Below are 20,260 nucleotides of genomic sequence, written 5' to 3'. Positions count from 1 at the left end.
GCGGAGTGTACTACAGCATAGTCCCGAAAAGTTGCAGACTTTTCGGATGAGACTATGCGTCAAGGAAATATCCATGAGCACCGGAAGCGCAGAAGTGCGCCATTTGCAGACCGTCAGAGCCGAAATAGAGCGGGCTTCAGTTCCATGCGCCGACAAAGAACACCGCACAATAATGCAGCGCTGCGCCCACCACGACAAAACCATGCCAGATGGCATTTTGAAACCGCAGACGCTCCCAGACATGGAAGATCACACCCAGAGAATAGACCATGCCGCCGGCTGCAATCAGCCAGAAAACGGCTGGCGGCAGCGACTGCACCATAGTGTCGTAGACCATCACGCCGCTCCAGCCGAGCGCCAGATAAAGCAGGATCGACAACCGGTCAAAACGTCCCGGCATGAACAGTTTCAATGTGATGCCGACAAAAGCCACGCTCCATACGAAGAGAAGCAGCGGCAGTGCGCGATCCCCCATATGCATGGCAAAGGGCGTGTAGGTTCCAGCGATCAGCAGATAGATTGCCGAGTGGTCAAAACGGCGCAGGAACCATTTTGTCGGGGAAACCGGCCAGATATTGTAGACAGCCGAAATTCCGAGCGCCGCCAGAAGGCTCGCCAGATAGACCCCCGACGAAATCGAGGTCGCCGCAGGCATGTTCGGCAGGAAATAGATCAGCATGGCAATGGCACCGGCAAGCGCCAGCCCGACACCCAGAACATGGATGACGCCATCGGCCCACAATTCGGCCCGGTCATATTTCCATTTGATCGGATAAGGCAGTCTTACATCCATCACGCGTATCCATACTTCATATTCACAACAAACTGCCATCGCTTTGCAGCGTCAAGATGACAGTTGGTTGATAGGAAGTTTATTGCGCTGTCGGGGCGTAGGATGCCTGGATGGGTGCGACGCCGGGGAGTGGTGTTGCCCCACCTTCCGGCAAGGATGCCGGTTCGATGGAAGCGGCTGCGTCACGAGTCGGGCCGCTGCGCTTCCAGCTGCCGTCGAGGCCGGTTTCCTGCAACAGTCCCTTGCGCTTGGCGTCGTAATAATAGCCACGTGCATAATAGCGGACTGCCTGGCTCTCGTTACCGCCTGCCACCTTATAGGCGCCGGACAGATAACGAACCGCATATTTCAGATTGGTTTCCGCATCGAGCAGGCCCTTGGCCGCGCCCGTATAACCCATGCCACGAGCAGTCGGATGGCTGATCTGCATCAAACCCCAATAGGGTCCGTTGCGCGCACCCGGATTGAACCGGCTCTCGCGATGCACGACCCGGCGCACCAGGCGCTCCGGCACATCATAGGCGACGGAATATTTTGTAATCAGCGCATCGAGTTCTTCCGGCGCATGATCGGGCGTCTCGAACGCCATATTGGCGGCAACGGATGCTGGCGAAGCGGCAGCCTGCGCACCGGCATAGGCCATCATCGGCTCGGACTGGCCACGAATGCCGGGAATGGGAACATTGGCAGGCAGGACCGGATCGGAAGGATCGGTTACCGCTGCAACGGTCTGCGTTCCGGCAACAGCGCCGGCATCGGCAGTCACCGTGCCTGCAGCATTGGCCGTGGCACTGGCAGCGCTGCCTGTCGCGGAAGCAGTCTGGCTGGATGTATCGGTCTGCGTGATCAGCGCCGTTTTCACGGGCTTGCCGTCATTGGTGGTATTGCAGGCGCTGAGCGCTACGGCACAACCAAGAAGCATCAGGCCCTTGCGGACCAGACCGGCAGATGAGGAAGAAAGCGCGTAACGCATGACCGGACCCGTTCTCAGGAATCGAAATCTTTTTCGATGCGTTTTTCAAGCTCGACCAGATCTTCAGGCAGAGGCAAACCACTGGCCCGCAGCGCATTGAGCTTCTCACGAACCGTTTCGCGGATTTCATGAGCGTCTTGCGGCTGATTCACCATTTGCTCAAACAGCAGAGCAATTTCCGCCTTGATGTCCTCGAATGCCATCCAGATCCTCTTGGCTTAACGGCCTCCAGGAAGCCCGTTGCAGTCAATATTCTTTCGGTCGATGAGGATCATGTACCATGCAAAAGACGGCAAACGGAAGCGCTAAACGTTGGGGGCCAGCCAAAATGAATATTTCAAATGGTAACAAAAAGATTAACGCACTCACAGGATGCGTGGCAGCATTGTATCTACCGCATTGAAATTCAATGCAAAAATACCAAGATCATCGAAATCCAGACCGCCGTTTGGATCGAAGAGATAAATGCTCATCCAGATGAGCGCGATCACGAGCAAAATTGCCAGAATCATCAGAATCAAAAGGCGTCGCCCGAGCGCGGTCTTGCGACCCGCTCCTTCCGGCGGCTGTTTGGCCATAGTCAATCGCTGCCTTGTTCAATCGTCATTGGTCGCGTTCAGTTCATCCGGCGGCGTGCCATGTTCGGGCTCTGCCGACAGATAGCCCTCGCGCACCAGCCATTTGCGCAGGACAAGCGTCATCGCCTCGGTCTGGTTGAGACCGGGATGTTTTTCGGCGATGAAGCGCTCCAGAGCGTCGTGCACGTCATCGGGAAGATAGATGCTCATTCATGCTCCTCCGCTTATTTCAAGCGACTGTTACGGATAGTTCCCCCAAACCATCCACCTTGCCTTCCAGACGGTCGCCGCGCTTCACCGGTCCGACGCCTGCAGGTGTACCCGTAAAGATAAGATCGCCGGGCTGCAGCTCAAAGAGCGAGGACAGATAGGAAATGGTTTCCGCCACTTTCCAGATCATCTGGTTGAGATCGCCCGACTGGCGGGTTTCGCCATTGATGGCGAGCGAAATCGCAGCCTTTTCAAGATGACCGATTTCCGACACCGGCACGATGGCCGAACAGGGTGCGGAATGTTCGAAGGCCTTGGCCACTTCCCACGGGCGTCCGGCCTTCTTGGCCACGGTCTGCAGGTCGCGGCGCGTCATGTCTATGCCGACCGCATAGCCATAAACATGGTCCAGCGCCTTTTCGACCGGAATGTCGGTACCGCCGGCTTGCAGCGCCACCACAAGTTCGATCTCGTGATGCACATCCTCGGTCTTCGGCGGATAGGGGAAATCACCGCCTTCGATCACAAGGCTGTCCGGATTCTTCTGGAAGAAGAAAGGCGGATTGCGGGTCGGATCGCCGCCCATTTCGATGGCGTGATCGGCATAGTTCTGGCCGACGCAATAGATGCGATGCACGGGAAAGCGCGCATCCGTTCCCTTCACAGGCAAAAATGGCTGCGGGGGCGGCGCAAAAACATAAGTCGTCATGGGGAACTATTCCGGTCGGAAACTGATGAAGCGATTTGTCCCATCATGCAGACGCAAACGCATCGCCGCAACCCTTGAAAACAGCAATTCCCCGTTATCGCCCAGCCGTAGCGACGACAAATTCCGCCTTGCGCGACTGCGCTACCACGAGTTCGGCATTGGGAATATCGTTGGAACGCGCACGGTTTCGCGCCGTTTCGGCATCGAAGCCGAAGCCGAGCCAGCGATCGATCAGGCGGCGCTCCAGCTCGGCAAAGGGCACATCCAGATAGAGCGTCATGTCGAACAAGGGAGCCAGCCGCGACCAGGGTTCCCGATCGAGCAGCAGATAATTGCCTTCGACCAGAAGCACGCGATGCTCGGGGCCAACCACAGATGCGGCAGCGCGGGAAAGCTCCAGCGAGCGGTCGAAGACCGGGATGAAAACTTCTTCCCGTGCCTGTTTCAGACGCTGAAGCAACACCGCAAACCCGGCGCAGTCGAAGGTGGGCGGCGATCCCTTGCGGCTCAGCAATCCGCGCCGATCGAGAATCCCGTCATCGAGATGAAACCCGTCCATGGGCACGACGATGGACGGCGTTTCGCCGCCCTTGTTGATGGCATGGAGCAGATAGTCGGAAATGGTGGACTTGCCTGCGCCCGGCGGGCCTGCAATGGCCACGATCAGACGCCCGTCGGTTTCCGCCAGCCGTGCAAGAATTTCCGAAGGCAGCGCTTCGCGCTCAATTGGCATCATGTCCGGTTTCCGTGATTCGTGCTGTCACCTTATCAGACACTCAAGCCGCTTCCTTCGGCCTCATAGCCCCGGTCATCAGCGCCACGGCATCCGACATGGAATATTCCTTCGGGTCGATCACCGTCAGACGGCGTCCGAGCCGGTGAATATGGATGCGGTCAGCAACCTCGAACACATGCGGCATGTTGTGCGAGATGAGCACGATGGGCATGCCGCGCGCCTTCACGTCGAGGATCAGCTCCAGCACGCGACGCGATTCCTTGACACCCAGCGCCGCCGTCGGCTCATCCATGATAACAACCTTGGAGCCGAAGGCGGCTGCGCGCGCCACCGCAACGCCCTGACGCTGCCCGCCGGACAGCGTCTCCACTGCCTGACCGATATTCTGGATGGTCATCAGGCCCAGTTCCGTCAGCTTCTCGCGCGCAATCTTTTCCATCGCGCCGCGATCCAGCATGCGGAACAGGGATCCGAGCGGTCCCTTGCGGCGAATTTCGCGCCCCAGAAACAGATTGTCGGCGATGGAAAGCGCAGGCGACAGGGCAAGGTTCTGATAAACCGTTTCGATACCCGCCTGGCGCGCTTCCATCGGCGAATGAAAGCTGACCGGCTTGCCGTCGAGCAGGACTTCCCCTTCATCCGGCTTGATCGCGCCGGACAGTGCCTTGATGAGCGAGGATTTGCCTGCGCCATTGTCGCCGATAACGGCAAGGATTTCGCCCGGATAGAGGTCGAAATCGGCATGGTCGAGTGCGGTGACGCGACCGTAGCGCTTGACCAGACCCTTTGCCGAGAGAACAGGTGTAGCCGAGGTTTTCATGCGGCAGCCTTTCTGATCCACTGGTCTATGGCGACGGCGGCGATGATGAGAACGCCGATCAGGAGATAGGTCCATTGCGGATCGGTGCCCCACAGGCGCAGACCCAGCGAAAACACGCCGACAATCAGCGCGCCGAACATGGTGCCGAGAATGGAGCCGCGCCCGCCGAACAGCGAAATGCCGCCGATCACCACGGCGGTGATCGATTCGATATTGGCGAACTGACCTGCGGTCGGCGACACAGAACCCAGACGACCGATCATCGCCCAGCCTGCAAGCGCGCAGATGATACCGGCCAGCACATAGACCGACATCAAGATCGGCTTGACCGAGACGCCGGAAAGCTGTGCCGCTTCCGGATCGTCGCCGATGGCATAGACGTGCCGTCCCCAGGCGGTGTGGTTCAGCACATACCAGAACAGCAGAACCAGAAGCACCATGGCAATGACGCCATAGGTGAAGACGGCGCCGCCGATGCGGATGCTCTCGCCAAAGAATTGCAGGATCGGCGCTTCAGCCGTGATTTCCTGCGCGCGGATCGTCTCATTGGCCGAATAGAGGAAGTTGGTGGCGAGGATCACCTGCCACATGCCGAGCGTCACGATGAAGGGCGGCAGGCGGACATAGGCAACCAGAAAACCGTTGATGAAGCCGCACAGCGCACCCGTGGCAAAGCCGCAGAGAACGGAAAGTTCGGCAGGCAGACCATAGCGGAAGGTGAACTGGCCCATCACCACCGATGACAGCACCATGATGGCGCCGACCGAAAGATCGATACCCGCCGTCAGGATCACAAGTGTCTGTGCCACGGCAATGATGCCCGTGATGGCGACCTGCTGCAAAATGAGTGTCAGCGCGAAGGCGGAAAAGAACTTGCCGCCGAGCGTGATGCCGAACACCAGCAGCGACAGGACGAGCACGATCAGCGGCACAGCGGCTGGATTGTGGTGCAGGAAATTCCGCATCCGGTAAAGCGCCGACTGGTCGCCCGCATCGAAGGAGGCGACATCGGCCGCGCTTTGCGACAACGTCTTTTCATAGTCCTGTATAGACGGTTTTTGTGCAGCGGAAGCCGCCTGTGGCTCACTCATGTCTGTCTCCTGCCTTCACCTGCAGAAAGGTTCGGCAGACCTTTCGATCTGCCGAACCGGAACCTAAAGAGCCTATCAGCCCCAGCACTTGTCGAGCGCGGTCTTCGTATCGATGGACGGAACGCCATCGACCGGCTTGTCGGTGACAAGCGACACGCCGGTATCGACAAAGTCCTTGCCCTCGGTCGGCTTCGGCTTTTCGCCTGAGCCAGCGAATTTCTTGATCGCCTCGATGCCGAGCGAAGCCATCTGCAGCGGATATTGCTGCGAGGTCGCACCTATAATGCCGTCCTGCACGTTCTTGACACCGGGGCAACCGCCATCGATGGAGACGATCAGCACGTCCTTTTCGCGCCCGACCGCCTTCAGTGCTTCATAGGCACCGGCAGCGGCAGGCTCGTTGATCGTGTGGACGACATTGATGTTCGGGTCCTTCTGGAGAAGGTTTTCCATCGCCCGGCGTCCGCCTTCTTCGTTGCCGTCGGTCAGATCGCGACCGGCAATGCGCGGATCGTCTTCGTCGCCGAGCTTGGTCTTGTCCTTCGGATCGATGCCGAAGCCGGTAGCAAAGCCCTGATCGCGCAGAACATCGACGCTCGGCTGCGATGCGGTAAGGTTGAGGAAGGCAACCCGTGCGTCCTTGGCCTTGTCGCCAAGCGTTGCCGCCGCCCATTTGCCGACCAGTTCGCCAGCAAGGAAATTGTCGGTGGCAAAGGTTGCGTCAGCCGCGTCGGCTGGTTCAAGCGGCGTATCGAGTGCGATGATGAGCATACCCGCATCGCGCGCCTTCTGCAGCGACGGTACAATGCCCTTGGTATCGGAAGCGGTGATGAGAATGCCCTTGGCGCCATCGGCGATGCAGGTTTCGATCGCCGCGACCTGGCTTTCGGAATCGCCGTCGATCTTGCCCGCATAGGTCTTGAGATTGACGCCCAGCTCCTTGGCCTTGGCAATGGCGCCTTCCTTCATCTTGACGAAGAACGGGTTGGTATCGGTCTTGGTGATGAGGCACGCGCCGACATCGGCGGCATTGGCCGGACCGACAACAGGTAACGCGGCAGCGCCAAGCGTGAAGGCAGCGAAGGCTGCCGACAGAACTGTCTTCTTCATGGACTCCTCCCAGAGTGAAACCGGTCCTCTTCCCCCGGCATGCCGAAAGCAAAACACGGCTTCAAAAGAGAGTCAATTAATAAATCCACTTGATTTATTAATATGCTGTGTCACTTTGGGAGGCGGAGGAGAGAGGGCATGCAAAGTCGGCGAGGAGCTGCCACTTTGCGGCAATATCTATCTTAAGCGATTGTTTTTATTTCATATCTCTTGCAATGAGGGCTTTTTCTCCTTCGGTGAATGGTTTAGGAATTCCGGCACTTCGTGGCAGCATTTCGAGATTGCTTTCCATGGGCACGGAATCTGGGAGAGGCTATGGTCAGGCATAAAGTTGAACGCGAGCCGGACAGTGGGTCTGCCGATACGCTTTCCGGCACGCTCTCAGGTACTCTTTCCGGCACGCTCTCTGGCACGCCGGGCCCTGCCATGCTGCAATTTGCCGGACCTGGCGCGAGCGTCAATCGCGGCTCAAACCAGATCGGCGTGCGCGCCTATAATGAGCGGCTGGTTCTGGCGCTCGTGCGCCGTCATGGCGCGCTGGCCCGCGCGGATATTGCGCGGCTGACCGGACTTTCGGCACAGACGGTGTCCGTCATCATCCGCGCGCTGGAAAAAGACGGCCTCATCACGCAAGGCGAACGTGTTCGCGGTCGTGTCGGCCAGCCTTCCATGCCGATGCGCCTAGCCGCCGACGGTGTTTTCTCCTTCGGTCTCAAGATCGGGCGGCGCAGTGCGGAAATCATCCTGATGGATTTTCTGGGCACGATTCGCGAACGGCGGCACATTACCTATCGCTGGCCTGTGCCGAGTGAAATCCGCCGCTTTGCCATAGACAGCGTCGCCACTTTCACCCAAGCACTCGAACCGGCCAAGCGCGACCGCATCGCAGGGCTTGGTATCGCATTGCCCTTCGAATTGTGGAACTGGGTCGAGGAAGTCGGGGCACCGGCCGAGGATCTGGATGCATGGCTCGGCGCCGATCTGGTCAGCGATTTTGCCAAGGCGTTTTCGTTTCCCGTGTTCGTGCAGAATGACGGAACGGCGGCTTGCGGCGCAGAACTGACCTTTGGCCGCGGGCCTGAATTCACCGATTTTGTCTATTTCTTCATTGGATCGTTTATCGGCGGCGGCGTGGTGTTGAACAACACGCTCTATCCGGGACGCACCGGCAATGCGGGCGCGCTTGGCTCCATGCCGATGCGCATGCGTGGCACGTGGGAGCGCGGCGAAACCTTGCAGCTCATCGATACAGCCTCGCTGTTCGTTCTCGAACGCATGTTGCAGGAGCGCAGTCTGCCCTCCGATGATCTGTGGCTTTCGCCGGAAAACTGGCGCAATTTCGGCACTCCGCTCGACGAATGGGTGGCGCTTGCTGCACGCGGGCTGGCCCATGCGACGGTGGCAGCCGCTTCCGTTATCGACTTTCCGGCCGCCGTCATTGACGGTTGGCTACCAGGCAATGTGCGCCACCGCATCGTGGAAGCGACCCGCGTGGAGCTTTCATGTCTCGACCTGCAAGGCTTGCGGGCGCCGAAAATCATCGAGGGCAAGGTCGGTGTTCATGCCAAGGCGATGGGCGCGGCAAGCCTGCCGCTTTCCAATCGCTATCTGTTCGACCAGAGCGTGCTGTTCAAGGATGCAGGCTAGAACCCTTGATGGCCTTGTCGATGTCTTTCTTGGGGCCATAAAGCGCAAGGCCGACCAGATCGGGCGCGTCGGCATTTTCCGCCTTGAATACGGCACGGTTGGCGACATCATGCCCGGTCTCGAACATGGCGCGCACATAGGGCGCACGGATGAGATCGCGCTGGATCGATTGCTGCCATGCCCGTTGCAAGATTTCCGGCGTCGCCGAGAAAATCAGCATCGGCTGCCCCAGAAGCGGCGCATGGCGGCGGCCTGACGCATCTTCATAAGGCACGCCCATCGCATCGGGCACCGCGCCGGATATGCCGGTTGCAATGAAGGCGGTCACGTTCAATTTCTGCCAGACCGGCAGATCGTTCAGGACAAGAATGGCTACTTTGGTATCGAAAATCATCGGTTCTTCCTCTTTTCGAGAAAAGACCTATCTCTTCGCGGCTGCAATTTCTGGAACGTTTGTGCGTCCCCGGCGATAAGCTGCCGGTGTCATGCCATAAGCGCGCCTGAACCAGCGCCCCATATGGCTTTGGTCCGCAAAGCCGCTGAGTGCTGCCGCCTCTGCCGGAGGCGTCTTTTCCCGCAACAGACGGCGCGCTTCAGCAAGCCGCAGCTGCACCAGAAAGGCATGGGGCGAAGTGCCGAATTCGCGCCGAAACCCGCGTGAAAGCTGGAACCGGTCCGCAGCACCTGCGGCTTTTGCCAGCTCATCCAGCCCGAATTCTTCATCGAAGCGCGCGCGCAGATAGTCCATCGCACGCGCTGCAACGGGGTGCGGCACCGTCCCCGTCTCCGGCCTGTCCTGCCCGAGATGCCGCGCCAGATGGCGGTTCACCTGATCGCGATAATCCTCGACCATCAGCTGCGGCGCTTGCAGGAATATGGCTTCGCAGGCACATGCTATGGCTTGAAACAGCTGCTGGTCATCGGCCAGCGTTTTGCGAAAGCCGATATGCGCATCACTGCCGCCCATCGCATCGCGGATCAGCGATTGCGGCATATAGAGCATGTTATAGGTGAAGCCATCCGCCTCTATCGCCTGCCCGTCATGGCGCTCGCCCGGCTCGATCAGAATCACCCGGCCCGGCGTGCTCTGCCGCCGTTTTCCGCGACAGAAAAAGTCCTGCACGCCCGCATGGGTTACGCCAACGAGCCATTCGTCATGGAAATGCATGTCATAGGCATGGCTGTGGAAACGCGCGGCAACAGCTTCGAGGCCGGTGGCATCGTCGCGTTTCAGGCGCATGACATCGCGGGCGTCATGGCCATGGTGGTGCGTGTCGGTCATCGGATAAATTTGTAGCAGATCGCGTCACAAACACACGCTTTGTTATTTTCAATCAATAAGTTTGATCTATGTTGTCTTGCAATGACCGCAAATGCCAACACATTGACTGCTTAATTCATTGAATCGAACGGGAAAGATATGACCGTCAAGACGATCGCGACCACGCCTTTTCAGGATCAGCAACCGGGCACTTCGGGCCTGCGCAAGAAGGTTCCGGTTTTCCAGCAGCCCAATTACGCTGAAAACTTCATCCAGTCGGTTTTCGATGTGCTGGAAGGTTTTGCCGGCAAGACGCTCGTGGTGGGTGGCGACGGACGCTATTATAACCGCGAAGTGATCCAGAAGCTCATCAAGATCGCGGTGGCGAATGGCTTTGGCCGCATCATGGTGGGCCAGGGCGGCATTCTTTCCACGCCAGCCGCCTCCAACATGATCCGCAAATACAAGGCATTCGGCGGCATGATACTCTCGGCAAGCCATAATCCCGGCGGACCGAAGGAAGATTTCGGCATCAAGTACAATATCGGCAATGGCGGCCCGGCACCGGAAAAGATCACCGATGCAATCTTCGCTCGCTCCAAGGTGATCGACCAGTACAAGATTGCCGATGTGGCCGATGTCGATATCGACAAACTCGGCAGCACCAAGCTGGGTGACGCCGAGATCGTCATTTTCGATCCGGTGACCGACTATGCCGAGCTTATGGAAAGCCTGTTCGATTTCGACGCGATCCGCGCCATGATCAAGGGCGGCTTTGGGCTCAAATTCGACGCCATGCATGCCGTGACCGGCCCTTACGCCAAGGAAATCTTCGAGCGTCGTCTCGGCGCGCCGGAAGGCAGCGTCGTCAATTTCATTCCGTTGCCGGATTTTGGCGGTCATCACCCCGATCCGAACCTCGTCTACGCAAAAGACCTCTATGATCTGCTGATGTCCGATCATGCACCGGATTTCGGCGCGGCTTCCGATGGCGACGGCGACCGCAATCTCATTATCGGGCGCGGTATTTTCGTCACCCCTTCCGATTCGCTGGCCATGCTGGCCGCCAATGCGCATCTCGCGCCGGGCTATAAGGGTGGCATCAAGGGCATCGCCCGTTCCATGCCGACGAGTGCTGCCGCCGACCGCGTGGCGGAAAAGCTCGGCATCGGCATGTTTGAAACGCCGACCGGCTGGAAGTTCTTCGGCAATCTGCTGGACAACGACAAGGTCACGATCTGCGGCGAGGAAAGCTCCGGCACCGGTTCCGACCATGTGCGCGAGAAGGACGGTCTGTGGGCTGTGCTGCTCTGGCTCAATATTCTGGCCGTGCGTAAGGAAAGCGTGAAGGCCATTGTCGAGGAACATTGGGCGCGCTTCGGACGCAATTATTACACCCGCCATGACTATGAGGCGGTCGATTCGGATATCGCGAACAAGCTGGTAGCCGATCTGCGCGCCAAGCTCTCAAGCCTGCCCGGCACCACGGTCAACGGTCTGAAGATCGAGAAAGCCGACGATTTCGCTTATCATGACCCGGTCGACCATTCGGTCAGCGAGCATCAGGGCATCCGCATCTATTTCCCGGATGGCGGGCGCGTCGTGCTTCGCCTCTCGGGCACGGGCACGTCAGGCGCCACCATCCGCATCTATATCGAGCGCTACGAAGCAGATGCCACCAAGCACAATCTCGATACGCAGGAAACGCTGGCACCATTCATCGACGCAGCAGAACAGATCGCCGAGGTGAAGAAGCGCAGCGGGCGCACCGAGCCGAGCGTTATCACCTGACAAAAGAAAAGGGCCGGAAACGGCCCTTTTTTTTATTCAAAAACAATCGCCGGTGCTGGCCTGCCAGCCCCCTTGCCGCCCTTCATGTTGTCCCAGACCTTGACCGCAATCTCGCGATAGATTTTCGCGTGTTCGCTGTCCGGCTCCTCGACGGTGATCGGCGTGCCATTGTCCGAATAGGCGCGCACATCCATATGCAGCGGCACCTCGCCCAGGAACGGCACATCGAGACGTTCGGCCTCCCTGCGCGCGCCGCCATTGCCGAAAATATCGTAGCGATTGCCGGTATCGGGCGCGATGAAGTAGCTCATATTCTCGACGATACCCAGAAGCGGCACATCCACCTTGCGGAACATGTTGAGCCCCTTGCGCGCATCGATCAGCGCCAGATCCTGCGGCGTCGAAACCACGACGGCGCCCGCCAGCGGCACCTGCTGCGCCATGGTGAGCTGTGCGTCGCCAGTGCCCGGAGGCATATCGACCACCAGAACATCAAGCTCGCCCCATGCCACTTCGCGCAGCATCTGCGTCAGCGCCGACATGACCATCGGCCCGCGCCAGATCATCGGCGTTTCCTCATCGACCATGAAGCCCATCGACATGACCTTGATGCCGTAATTTTCCATCGGCTTCAGGATGCGGCCTTCGATCGTTTCCGGGCGACCGGAAAGACCCAGAAGGCGCGGCATGGAGGGACCGTAAATATCGGCATCGAGAATGCCGACCTTCAAGCCATTGGCCGCAAGGCCAAGCGCCAGATTGACCGCCGTGGTGGACTTGCCAACGCCGCCCTTGCCGGATGCGACCGCAATGATCGCGCCGACGCCCGGAATACCGGGCTTTTGCGCCGGGCGCTGTGGCTGTGGCGGATGGCGATGCTGCGCGGGTGCGGCCGCAGCAGGACGCGGTTGCGGCTTTGGCGGCGGCGGGGCATCGTCACTGGTGCGCCCGCCTCTCTTTTCCGCCGTCAGCGTGACCAGCGCACCGGAAACGCCGGGAATTTCCTTCACGGCCTTTTCTGCGGCAAGCCGCATCGGCTCCAGCGCATCGGCGCGCTCGGCAGGAACCGTGATGGAGAAGAAGACCTTGCCGTCGGCAATGAAGATATCCGATACCAGTCCGAGCGACACAACATCGCTTTCGAAGTCCGGCCCCGTCACGGTCTTCAGCCGCTCCAGAACCTGTTCGCGCGTTACGCTTGCCATTTCGATTCCCTTGTTAGGGGAGTAAGGGAATAGGGCCTTAACCACCTATTCCCTTACTCCCCTATTCCCATAGTGCCTTACTGCATTAGTCCCTTTTCACCAAAAGGCCAATGCCTTGTTCAGGGCCTCATCCGGCGGCTGTTTCAGGCTGCTTCCTCACAGACAGCCGTCTCGGGGCGATCCCCCATGAGGTAAAGCGCGCAGGTGGTGCGCAGCATGGAGGCGAAATTCGGGATCGCGCCATTAGCCTCCAGCGCTTCATCGTAGAGCGTCGAGATGAAGCGCGGCGTGGTCAGGTTCTGGCTGGCCGCGATCTCATCCAGCAGGCGCCAGAAGGTCGCTTCCAGCTGAATGCTGGTGGAATGCCCGCCAATGCGCACGGAGCGATTGATCTGCCGGTAGCCTTCCGGGTCCTGCTCCGCGAAAACCTTGCACATGGGTTCCTCCATCCTTTAGAGCACGAACTTGGTTGTGGTAGCCGATTGCCACCACGCCGTCGTTTTTTCTTTCATAATCGACAACCAGCAAGACAATCGCAAGCCGCTTTTGACAAAGCGGCATAAGAAACAGGAGTAGCTTGTGGCTAAAGCCATCCATTCGATGATCCGTGTTCTCGATGAGGAAAAATCCGTTTCCTTTTACAGCCCGGCCTTCAAGCTCGACATTGCAGAACGCATCGATTTCGAAACCTTCACGCTGATCTATCTGCGCAATGCCGAAGCCGACTTCGAAGTCGAGCTGACCGTCAACAAGGGGCGCACCGAACCGTACAATCTGGGTGACGGTTACGGCCATCTCGCTGTGGCGGTTGACGATGTCGATGCGGAACATGCCCGCTTTACCGAACTCGGCTTCAAGGTCGGCAAGCTTGTCGATTTCAAGAATAACGGCGTGCAGCTCGCCCGTTTCTTCTTCGTGGAAGATCCGGACGGCTACAAGATCGAAGTTCTGCAGCGCGGCGGCCGTTACCAGTAAGCCGCTTTCTATCGTCTTTAACGGTCGGGAGGAGCGACCGTCAAAGACGGGATACCAGCGTTCCCGGTGGTAAAAACCTCCGGGTGCGCGTTAGCCAGCCCATCCATACTGGATGAGCAAGCAAAGGAGGAGAACCGAATGACAACCGTTTTCGACGGTCTTTCCACCCATGAAAAAAAGAAGCTCTCCCGCCGCGACCTCTTGAAGCGCGGTGCAGGACTGAGCCTTGGGGCCATGCTGGTCATCAGCGGCAATGCCGTTATCTGCCCGCAATTCGCATGGGCGCTTGAAACCACCACGCTCAAGCCCGAGACCATGGCGACACTCATCCAGCTCGCACGCGATATCTATCCGCACGACCAGCTGCCCGACCGATTTTACGCCATTGCCGTCAAACCCTACGACATGGATTCCGCCAAGGACGAAACACTCAAAAAGCTGATCGAGGACGGCGTTGCCGATCTGAACAAGCGGGCCGGAACCGGGGGCTATCTGGGGCTGGGCTGGGAAGAAGAGCGCGTCGCGATCCTGCGCGATATCGAGAAAAGTCCCTTTTTCCAGAAGGTGCGCAGCGGACTTGTGACCGGCCTTTATAACCAGAAGGATATCTGGCCGCTCTTCGGTTACGAAGGCGAATCCTATTCCAAGGGCGGTTATATCCATCGCGGCTTCGACGATATCGAATGGCTTTAAGGGGCTGATCAGGCTCAACCAATTCAAAGCGGCACCACCGTCCTGCAAGCGCCTTGCGTTTTGCGGAAACGGCGAAGCATTGGGAGGAAACCATGGCTGCTCCATATGATCTCAAGGACGACAAGGTCGTCGTCATCATCGGTTCAGGTGCTGGCGGCGGCACGCTCGGCAACGAACTGGCGCAAAAAGGCATCGACGTCGTCATTCTGGAAGCCGGAAAACGTCACGAATTCGAAGATTTCATCAATGACGAATGGGACAGCTTTGCGCAGCTTGCCTGGCTCGACAAGCGCACCACGTCAGGCGACTGGCGGGTCGCGAAGGACTTTCCGAACCTGCCTGCATGGATCGTGAAAGCCGTCGGCGGCACCACCACGCACTGGGCTGGCGCATCGCTGCGTTTTCAGGATTACGAGTTCCAGGCCCTGACCCATTACGGCAAGGTCGAAGGGGCAAATCTGCTCGACTGGCCGATCACGCTTGCCGATCTGGAGCCTTATTACACCAAAGCCGAAGACAAGATGGGCGTCACCCGCACCAACGGCATTGAAGGCCTGCCGGGCAACAACAATTTCAAGGTGATGAAAGCCGGTGCCGACAAGCTCGGTTACAAGGAATGTCATACGGGTCGCATGGCGATCAATTCCGCGCCGCGCGATGACCGCATGGGCTGCCAGCAGACCGGCTTCTGCTTTCAGGGCTGCAAATGGGGTGCGAAATGGTCGACGCTTTATACCGAAATTCCCAAGGGCGAGGAAACCGGCAAGCTGGAAGTTCGCCCCGAATGCACGGCGCTCAAGATCGAGCATAATGCGGCTGGCAAGGTGACGGGCGTGCTCTATGCCGACAAGGACGGCAAGCAGCATTTGCAAAAAGCGCGCGTCGTCTGCGTTGCAGGCAATTCGATCGAGAGCCCGCGCCTGCTGCTCAACTCGGCCTCATCGAAATTCCCGGACGGGCTTGCCAATTCGTCGGGACAGGTCGGGCGCAACTATCTGCGCCATATGACGGGATCGGTCTATGCCTCGTTCGAAAAGCCGGTTCATATGTATCGCGGCACCACCATGGCGGGCATCATCCGCGACGAGGCCGCCCATAACCCGAAGCGAGGCTTCGTCGGCGGCTATGAGATGGAAACCATCTCGCTCGGCCTGCCCTTCATGGCCGCTTTCCTCAATCCGGGCGGCTGGGGGCGCAGCTTCACCTCGGCACTGGATGACTATGTCAACATGGCGGGTCTGTGGATCGTCGGCGAAGACATGCCGCAGGAGAAAAACCGCATCACGCTGAGCAAGGACGTGAAGGACGAGCACGGCCTGCCCGTTCCCGATGTCTATTACGACGATCATCCGAACGATATCGCCATGCGCACCCATGCTTATGCGCAGGGCAAGGCCCTCTATGAAGCCGTCGGTGCCGTGCGCACTTTCCCGACACCACCCTATCCGTCGACACATAATCTCGGCACCAACCGGATGAGCGAAAAACCGCAGGACGGCGTCGTGAACAAGCACGGGCAGACGCACGACATCAAGAATCTGTTTGTTTCCGATGGTAGCCAGTTCACCTCCGGCGGGGCGGAAAACCCGACCCTGACCATCGTGGCTCTAGCCATCCGACAGGCAGACTATATCGCGGAACAGATGAAGAAGCGGACGATCTGACCGCCGGGCTTATTCTCCCCCAACCGCCCAAAAGGAGAACCGGCGCGACCAATTCGCGCCGGTTCTGTTTGATGCTTGGCAAAGACGGCCCTCATAGGCTAGGTAAACTCGGCTTGAATGGAGAAGCTTTGAGTTGAAGACGAGCATCGGCCAATATCGGATGTCTCTGGCAATACGCATCTTGAGCGTATTCGCCCTGATGTTCGTCGCCTTTGCGCACAAGCCCGTCGACCTCAATGCCCCCGACAGCTATCAGCTTGCCCAATACAGACTGCCGGATGGAACCTACCCGGTTCTCTGTATCGGCGATCATGGCTCCGATCCGGGCCAGAAGGATCACGACAAGCATCTGAGCAACACCAGTTGCGAAGCCTGCCGGATTTCGTCAGCCTTCCTGTGCCCTGCGCCAGCGGATTCCAGCGGTGCCGCCCCCAATATTGCCATGGCCGACGGGATTGTGCCGCCGCAGCCCATCTTGCGGCACAGCACCTACCCGCCCTCTGCGCCGCCACAAGCGCCACCCCTCGCCTGAATATCCCGTTTGAGCGAATGCGTTTCCCGGACCGCATTCGGGAATGAAACGCGCCCGAACTCTGTTCCCCCGAACTTGGTACCGGTGTGCCTTCCAACGATTATTCAGGTTTGAAACAATGAAAAACTATCGTCTTTTCGCCTCCGCGATCTCGATTGCCGCTCTGTGCGCTTCTGCCGGCATGGCCAATGCCCATTCGTCGCTCGACCAGAGTGAAGCCAAGGCAGGCAGCTTCTACAAGGCAACCTTCCGCGTTCCGCATGGCTGCGATGGCAAAGCCACGACCGAATTGAAGGTCGAGCTTCCCGAAGGCTTCATTTCTGCCCAGCCGCAGGTCAAGGCGGGCTGGAAGATCGAAACCGTCAAGGGCGACTATGCCCAGAGCTACAAGGTGCACGGCAAGGACGTGACCGCGGGCGTCCGCGAAGTCCGCTTCACCGACGGCAATCTGCCCGGCGATTTCTATGACGAATTCACCGTTGTCGGCCAGCTTGCCAAATTCGACAAGGATACAACCCTTTCCTTCCCCGTGACCCAGCTTTGCGGAAGCGACGCATCGGTCGCCTGGACGGAAATCGCAAAGGACGGCCAGAACCCGCACGATCTGAAGCACCCTGCGCCGCAGTTGCACGTGATGGCCGCAGCCGGTGACGACGGGCACGGGGGCCACGACAAGATGATGGGCCAGATGGACCATGCCTCCATGCAGGCCGCAGTGCCGACAAAGCTTGGCGATCTGGAAATCACGGCTCCTTCGGTGCGCGCCATGGTTCCCGGTGCCAAGGTCGCAGGCGGCTTCCTGACCATCGCCAATGACGGCAAGGATGCCGACAAGCTGGTTTCCGTCACCACCGAAGGCGTCAAGCGCGTCGAAATCCACGAAATGACGATGCAGGATGACGTGATGAAGATGCGCCAGCTCGAAGGCGGACTGGACATTCCGGCAGGTGAAAAAGTCGAGCTGAAGTCGGGCGGCTATCACCTCATGTTCATCCAGCCGGAAAAACCTTACAAGGAAGGCGAGACCGTGCCGGTAACGCTGCAATTCGAAAAGGCCGGCAAGGTCACGATCGATTTCCCCGTCACAGCCAAAAGCGGCCAGAAGGACGGAGAGCACTCGGGTCACTAAGCGAACCAGCCGTTTCCGGCAAGCCGCGCGCTATCTGTGCGGTTTCGGGAAATGCCTGAAAGTTCAATTGCGAAGACCGATCCCTTAGCAAAAGGGCGAATGATCCGCGTCCTCTCTCCTTCGCGCATTATGCGCCCGTTTGCCGCAACCGCTGTTCCCCCACAGCGGTTGCGTTCTTCGTTGAATGCTGTAAACATGACAATTAGAGTCTAGAATAATTCTAAATGATTGAAATCTAATATGATTTTAAAGTTGAGGAATTGACTCCAGATGATTTTTCATGCTTCTATCCCTAGTGCAAATTCACAACCTTTGATGTCTGGGCCTTGAACCCTTTCGATTGGAGGACCAATGATTGGTCTCGGCGAATGCCGGTCCGCAAATGTCGACGGCCTGCCTTGGCAGCTCGGTCTCTTGCCGACCGGATATTGCAATGTGCGGGGGGAAACCGAACGTCCCTCGGCGGAGAAGCAGGGCGCAGGCCCCGCATCTGCACGCATGTCCTCATTCCGCAACTTCCTCGGGAGGCGGACATGAATATGCGCATATCCCAACTGAACGGCGCCAATACCGCAGGCTATTTCGACCGTCTGCCGGAGAAGCTGGTGCTGGAAGGCTATCGCCGCTGGACTGCGGGTTTCGAGACCGGCTCCATCATCCCGTGGGAAATGACCTGGGGCCTCTATTCGGAAGTTCTCGGACCGTCGGAAGCAAAACGTGCGGTGGGCGAGCTGTCGCATTTCATCCGCGTGCTGCGCCATTGCGCCAGTTGCCAGTTGCGCGCCTTCCCTTTCGACTCGCACCATGTCTGCCGGGAGGAATGCCTGACGCTGGGGCTGATTTCCGGCATCCAGAATCAGGACGCGCTGCTGCTCGATACCTGCCTTGCAGCCATTGCCTGCCATCGTCGCTGCGACGATGTGGCAGGAGCAGCCCGCAATTTTGCCGACACGCTGGCTGATTTCGGCCAGACTTTATTGCCAATACCCATTCATGCCATCGACAGCGCTTTGAATTTTACGCAGCGCGCGACTTTTCACTGATCGGTCCCAGATCGGTCCTCGACCGGAAAAGTCCCAGCGTTTTGCGAATGAAGATGATTCCAGATTTTAAGTCGCCGTCACATGGCGCAAGGAGATAGAAATGCAGGCCAGAACCGAAAGACGCCTCGGCATTGCCGCCGCCCTCGTCCTGACCGCAGGAGCGTTTGTCATGCCGGGCGTATCCACGCAGATCGTGCAGAACGATGTTGTGCCGCAGCGCCAGATCCATATGGCTTCGGCCGAAAACCTGCGCGCCGAACTGCGCCATTTCATCAAGCTCGGCGAAGTTGGAGCCAGATCGGCACACTACGAATAATCGTATCGAATCTTATACAAAAAAGGCCGCGCCAGATCTGGCGCGGCCTTTTTTTTGCAAACCAATTGCTTATCCGACGATAATAGGGGCCTTGCCCTGCACGCGGTTGTAGAGATCGATGATGTCCTGGTTCATCAGGCGGATACAGCCGGATGACATGGACTGGCCGATCGACCACCATTCCGGCGAGCCGTGGATGCGATAGCCGGTGTCCTGCCCATTCTGGAAGATGTAGAGCGCGCGCGCGCCCAGCGGATTTTGCGGACCGGGTTCCTGACCGTTGCGGTATTTTGCCAGTTCCGGCTTGCGCTGGATCATTTCCGGCGGCGGCGTCCAGACCGGCCATTGCTTCTTGTACTGGACATTGGCGGTGCCCTGCCACTCAAAACCGGCCTTGCCGATACCGATACCGTAACGCAGCGCTTCTCCGCCCGGCAGAACGTAGTAGAGAAGATGGTCCTTGAGGCTGACGACAATCGTTCCCGGCGCCTGCCCTGTTGGATCCGGCACAATCTGACGGCGGAATTGCTTCGGCACCTTTTCGTAAGGAATTGCGGGCAGTGAATACGGCCCTTCCTGTACGGCGGCATACATGACATCCGGCGTCGTGATATCGCGATCAACACTGATCTGCGGACGCATCGGCGTGATACCGCCTGTCGACATTGGATCGACATTCATCTGGAAGGCCGACATATCCATCGTTTGGTTACAACCGGCAGCACCGGTGAGGAGGATGGCGCCGGTGCCGAAAAGGAAACGGCGGCGGCTCAGATTGTCAATGAACTTGGTCATGCAAATTACCCGGACTCAAGGGTTGAAACACAGTCGTCAGGCGACCGCTGTACTCAACAGCAATTTGCGTTCTTATGGTTGAAGAACGGTTAAACGTTTCGCGCAAACGTGTCTGAAAATCATAACTGAAAGCATAAATTGCAGTGATTATGAAAATTCAATCGATTTAAACATCAAGGCAAATGCGGC

24 protein-coding genes are annotated in these 20,260 nt (G+C 58.4%); 9 read left to right on the top strand and 15 right to left on the bottom strand.

Annotated elements, in window-relative coordinates:
- Nucleotides 1-136 precede the first annotated feature (136 nt).
- The 10 genes from trhA to CQZ93_RS00335 all read right to left on the bottom strand — a co-directional run bounded on the left by trhA (nucleotide 137) and on the right by CQZ93_RS00335 (nucleotide 7,020).
- Nucleotides 137-793: a PAQR family membrane homeostasis protein TrhA gene (gene trhA / locus CQZ93_RS00380; protein WP_105540818.1), complete on the bottom strand. Its 657-nt coding sequence runs from the start codon at nucleotides 791-793 to the stop codon at nucleotides 137-139.
- 79 nt (nucleotides 794-872) lie between these two features.
- A complete protein-coding gene (locus tag CQZ93_RS00375; protein WP_105540817.1) occupies nucleotides 873-1,766 on the bottom strand; it encodes a lytic transglycosylase domain-containing protein in 894 nt (297 codons plus the stop codon).
- Nucleotides 1,767-1,780: 14 nt separating this feature from the next.
- A complete protein-coding gene (locus CQZ93_RS00370) occupies nucleotides 1,781-1,969 on the bottom strand; it encodes a hypothetical protein (RefSeq protein WP_061344759.1) in 189 nt (62 codons plus the stop codon).
- Between the two features lie 162 nt (nucleotides 1,970-2,131).
- Entirely contained in the window at nucleotides 2,132-2,344 is a 213-nt protein-coding gene (locus tag CQZ93_RS00365) for a hypothetical protein (RefSeq protein WP_105540816.1), read from the bottom strand.
- A gap of 18 nt (nucleotides 2,345-2,362) precedes the next feature.
- Complete coding sequence (locus CQZ93_RS00360) at nucleotides 2,363-2,554, bottom strand: ribbon-helix-helix domain-containing protein (protein ID WP_105540815.1); 192 nt, start codon at nucleotides 2,552-2,554, stop codon at nucleotides 2,363-2,365.
- 19 nt (nucleotides 2,555-2,573) lie between these two features.
- Nucleotides 2,574-3,263, bottom strand: coding sequence for a fumarylacetoacetate hydrolase family protein (locus CQZ93_RS00355; protein WP_105540814.1), 690 nt, complete (start codon nucleotides 3,261-3,263; stop codon nucleotides 2,574-2,576).
- 94 nt (nucleotides 3,264-3,357) lie between these two features.
- The gene (locus tag CQZ93_RS00350; RefSeq protein ID WP_105540813.1) at nucleotides 3,358-3,999 is read right to left on the bottom strand and encodes a nucleoside/nucleotide kinase family protein; all 642 of its coding nucleotides are present in this window, start codon (nucleotides 3,997-3,999) and stop codon (nucleotides 3,358-3,360) included.
- Between the two features lie 40 nt (nucleotides 4,000-4,039).
- Nucleotides 4,040-4,819: an ATP-binding cassette domain-containing protein gene (locus CQZ93_RS00345; protein ID WP_105540812.1), complete on the bottom strand. Its 780-nt coding sequence runs from the start codon at nucleotides 4,817-4,819 to the stop codon at nucleotides 4,040-4,042.
- Complete coding sequence (locus CQZ93_RS00340) at nucleotides 4,816-5,910, bottom strand: ABC transporter permease (protein WP_105540811.1); 1,095 nt, start codon at nucleotides 5,908-5,910, stop codon at nucleotides 4,816-4,818. Before CQZ93_RS00340 ends, CQZ93_RS00345 begins: the two co-directional genes overlap by 4 nt.
- A 75-nt stretch (nucleotides 5,911-5,985) precedes the next feature.
- Nucleotides 5,986-7,020 (bottom strand): sugar ABC transporter substrate-binding protein, encoded by a 1,035-nt coding sequence (locus CQZ93_RS00335; RefSeq protein WP_105540810.1) that lies wholly within the window; start codon nucleotides 7,018-7,020, stop codon nucleotides 5,986-5,988.
- Nucleotides 7,021-7,335: 315 nt separating this feature from the next.
- On the opposite strand from CQZ93_RS00335, the gene CQZ93_RS00330 reads away from it, so the two are divergent.
- Nucleotides 7,336-8,667 carry an ROK family transcriptional regulator gene (locus CQZ93_RS00330; protein WP_105540809.1) on the top strand — a complete coding sequence of 444 codons (1,332 nt, stop codon included), beginning with the start codon at nucleotides 7,336-7,338 and terminating at the stop codon, nucleotides 8,665-8,667.
- Here CQZ93_RS00330 and CQZ93_RS00325 read toward each other — a convergent pair.
- Together CQZ93_RS00325 and CQZ93_RS00320 are read right to left on the bottom strand one after the other, a co-directional pair.
- Entirely contained in the window at nucleotides 8,651-9,061 is a 411-nt protein-coding gene (locus CQZ93_RS00325; RefSeq protein WP_105540808.1) for a DUF2000 domain-containing protein, read from the bottom strand. The two genes, CQZ93_RS00330 and CQZ93_RS00325, sit on opposite strands and share 17 nt — an antisense overlap.
- 27 nt (nucleotides 9,062-9,088) lie before the next feature.
- Nucleotides 9,089-9,949, bottom strand: a complete 861-nt coding sequence (locus CQZ93_RS00320; protein ID WP_105540807.1) for an AraC family transcriptional regulator — start codon at nucleotides 9,947-9,949, stop codon at nucleotides 9,089-9,091.
- A gap of 138 nt (nucleotides 9,950-10,087) precedes the next feature.
- Here CQZ93_RS00320 and CQZ93_RS00315 point away from each other — a divergent pair, with 138 nt between their 5' ends.
- Nucleotides 10,088-11,719 (top strand): alpha-D-glucose phosphate-specific phosphoglucomutase, encoded by a 1,632-nt coding sequence (locus CQZ93_RS00315; RefSeq protein WP_105540806.1) that lies wholly within the window; start codon nucleotides 10,088-10,090, stop codon nucleotides 11,717-11,719.
- A gap of 32 nt (nucleotides 11,720-11,751) precedes the next feature.
- Here the strand turns inward: CQZ93_RS00315 and apbC are convergent, their stop codons facing one another.
- Both apbC and CQZ93_RS00305 read right to left on the bottom strand, forming a co-directional pair.
- Nucleotides 11,752-12,924, bottom strand: a complete 1,173-nt coding sequence (gene apbC, locus CQZ93_RS00310; RefSeq protein WP_105540805.1) for an iron-sulfur cluster carrier protein ApbC — start codon at nucleotides 12,922-12,924, stop codon at nucleotides 11,752-11,754.
- A gap of 143 nt (nucleotides 12,925-13,067) precedes the next feature.
- The gene (locus CQZ93_RS00305; RefSeq protein ID WP_105540804.1) at nucleotides 13,068-13,361 is read right to left on the bottom strand and encodes a ribbon-helix-helix domain-containing protein; all 294 of its coding nucleotides are present in this window, start codon (nucleotides 13,359-13,361) and stop codon (nucleotides 13,068-13,070) included.
- A gap of 142 nt (nucleotides 13,362-13,503) precedes the next feature.
- On the opposite strand from CQZ93_RS00305, the gene CQZ93_RS00300 reads away from it, so the two are divergent.
- The 7 genes from CQZ93_RS00300 to CQZ93_RS00265 all read left to right on the top strand — a co-directional run bounded on the left by CQZ93_RS00300 (nucleotide 13,504) and on the right by CQZ93_RS00265 (nucleotide 19,276).
- Entirely contained in the window at nucleotides 13,504-13,899 is a 396-nt protein-coding gene (locus CQZ93_RS00300; protein ID WP_105540803.1) for a VOC family protein, read from the top strand.
- A 138-nt stretch (nucleotides 13,900-14,037) separates the two neighbouring features.
- Nucleotides 14,038-14,592, top strand: coding sequence for a Twin-arginine translocation pathway signal (locus CQZ93_RS00295; RefSeq protein WP_105540802.1), 555 nt, complete (start codon nucleotides 14,038-14,040; stop codon nucleotides 14,590-14,592).
- 92 nt (nucleotides 14,593-14,684) lie between these two features.
- Nucleotides 14,685-16,256 carry a GMC family oxidoreductase gene (locus CQZ93_RS00290; protein ID WP_105540801.1) on the top strand — a complete coding sequence of 524 codons (1,572 nt, stop codon included), beginning with the start codon at nucleotides 14,685-14,687 and terminating at the stop codon, nucleotides 16,254-16,256.
- A 133-nt stretch (nucleotides 16,257-16,389) separates the two neighbouring features.
- Nucleotides 16,390-16,788 (top strand): hypothetical protein, encoded by a 399-nt coding sequence (locus CQZ93_RS00285; RefSeq protein ID WP_105540800.1) that lies wholly within the window; start codon nucleotides 16,390-16,392, stop codon nucleotides 16,786-16,788.
- Nucleotides 16,789-16,906: 118 nt separating this feature from the next.
- A complete protein-coding gene (locus CQZ93_RS00280; protein WP_105540799.1) occupies nucleotides 16,907-17,917 on the top strand; it encodes a DUF1775 domain-containing protein in 1,011 nt (336 codons plus the stop codon).
- A 533-nt stretch (nucleotides 17,918-18,450) separates the two neighbouring features.
- Nucleotides 18,451-18,960: a hypothetical protein gene (locus CQZ93_RS00270; protein WP_181153287.1), complete on the top strand. Its 510-nt coding sequence runs from the start codon at nucleotides 18,451-18,453 to the stop codon at nucleotides 18,958-18,960.
- A 100-nt stretch (nucleotides 18,961-19,060) separates the two neighbouring features.
- A complete protein-coding gene (locus CQZ93_RS00265; RefSeq protein ID WP_105540797.1) occupies nucleotides 19,061-19,276 on the top strand; it encodes a hypothetical protein in 216 nt (71 codons plus the stop codon).
- Between the two features lie 69 nt (nucleotides 19,277-19,345).
- Here CQZ93_RS00265 and CQZ93_RS00260 read toward each other — a convergent pair whose 3' ends face one another.
- Nucleotides 19,346-20,071 (bottom strand): L,D-transpeptidase, encoded by a 726-nt coding sequence (locus CQZ93_RS00260; protein ID WP_105540796.1) that lies wholly within the window; start codon nucleotides 20,069-20,071, stop codon nucleotides 19,346-19,348.
- Between the last annotated feature and the right edge of the window lie 189 nt (nucleotides 20,072-20,260).

Source organism: Ochrobactrum vermis (genome assembly GCF_002975205.1).
In the GTDB taxonomy this organism is placed as follows: domain Bacteria; phylum Pseudomonadota; class Alphaproteobacteria; order Rhizobiales; family Rhizobiaceae; genus Brucella; species Brucella vermis.
Note: the sequence above shows the minus strand (reverse complement) of the source record. Positions and strands in the feature narration are given on the sequence as shown.

Coding starts and splice junctions, on each gene's coding strand:
- trhA (WP_105540818.1), bottom strand. CDS start 793: ATGGATGTAAGACTGCCTTATCCGATCAAATGGAAATATGACCGGGCC.
- CQZ93_RS00375 (WP_105540817.1), bottom strand. CDS start 1,766: ATGCGTTACGCGCTTTCTTCCTCATCTGCCGGTCTGGTCCGCAAGGGC.
- CQZ93_RS00370 (WP_061344759.1), bottom strand. CDS start 1,969: ATGGCATTCGAGGACATCAAGGCGGAAATTGCTCTGCTGTTTGAGCAA.
- CQZ93_RS00365 (WP_105540816.1), bottom strand. CDS start 2,344: ATGGCCAAACAGCCGCCGGAAGGAGCGGGTCGCAAGACCGCGCTCGGG.
- CQZ93_RS00360 (WP_105540815.1), bottom strand. CDS start 2,554: ATGAGCATCTATCTTCCCGATGACGTGCACGACGCTCTGGAGCGCTTC.
- CQZ93_RS00355 (WP_105540814.1), bottom strand. CDS start 3,263: ATGACGACTTATGTTTTTGCGCCGCCCCCGCAGCCATTTTTGCCTGTG.
- CQZ93_RS00350 (WP_105540813.1), bottom strand. CDS start 3,999: ATGATGCCAATTGAGCGCGAAGCGCTGCCTTCGGAAATTCTTGCACGG.
- CQZ93_RS00345 (WP_105540812.1), bottom strand. CDS start 4,819: ATGAAAACCTCGGCTACACCTGTTCTCTCGGCAAAGGGTCTGGTCAAG.
- CQZ93_RS00340 (WP_105540811.1), bottom strand. CDS start 5,910: ATGAGTGAGCCACAGGCGGCTTCCGCTGCACAAAAACCGTCTATACAG.
- CQZ93_RS00335 (WP_105540810.1), bottom strand. CDS start 7,020: ATGAAGAAGACAGTTCTGTCGGCAGCCTTCGCTGCCTTCACGCTTGGC.
- CQZ93_RS00330 (WP_105540809.1), top strand. CDS start 7,336: ATGGTCAGGCATAAAGTTGAACGCGAGCCGGACAGTGGGTCTGCCGAT.
- CQZ93_RS00325 (WP_105540808.1), bottom strand. CDS start 9,061: ATGATTTTCGATACCAAAGTAGCCATTCTTGTCCTGAACGATCTGCCG.
- CQZ93_RS00320 (WP_105540807.1), bottom strand. CDS start 9,949: ATGACCGACACGCACCACCATGGCCATGACGCCCGCGATGTCATGCGC.
- CQZ93_RS00315 (WP_105540806.1), top strand. CDS start 10,088: ATGACCGTCAAGACGATCGCGACCACGCCTTTTCAGGATCAGCAACCG.
- apbC (WP_105540805.1), bottom strand. CDS start 12,924: ATGGCAAGCGTAACGCGCGAACAGGTTCTGGAGCGGCTGAAGACCGTG.
- CQZ93_RS00305 (WP_105540804.1), bottom strand. CDS start 13,361: ATGTGCAAGGTTTTCGCGGAGCAGGACCCGGAAGGCTACCGGCAGATC.
- CQZ93_RS00295 (WP_105540802.1), top strand. CDS start 14,038: ATGACAACCGTTTTCGACGGTCTTTCCACCCATGAAAAAAAGAAGCTC.
- CQZ93_RS00290 (WP_105540801.1), top strand. CDS start 14,685: ATGGCTGCTCCATATGATCTCAAGGACGACAAGGTCGTCGTCATCATC.
- CQZ93_RS00280 (WP_105540799.1), top strand. CDS start 16,907: ATGAAAAACTATCGTCTTTTCGCCTCCGCGATCTCGATTGCCGCTCTG.
- CQZ93_RS00270 (WP_181153287.1), top strand. CDS start 18,451: ATGAATATGCGCATATCCCAACTGAACGGCGCCAATACCGCAGGCTAT.
- CQZ93_RS00265 (WP_105540797.1), top strand. CDS start 19,061: ATGCAGGCCAGAACCGAAAGACGCCTCGGCATTGCCGCCGCCCTCGTC.
- CQZ93_RS00260 (WP_105540796.1), bottom strand. CDS start 20,071: ATGACCAAGTTCATTGACAATCTGAGCCGCCGCCGTTTCCTTTTCGGC.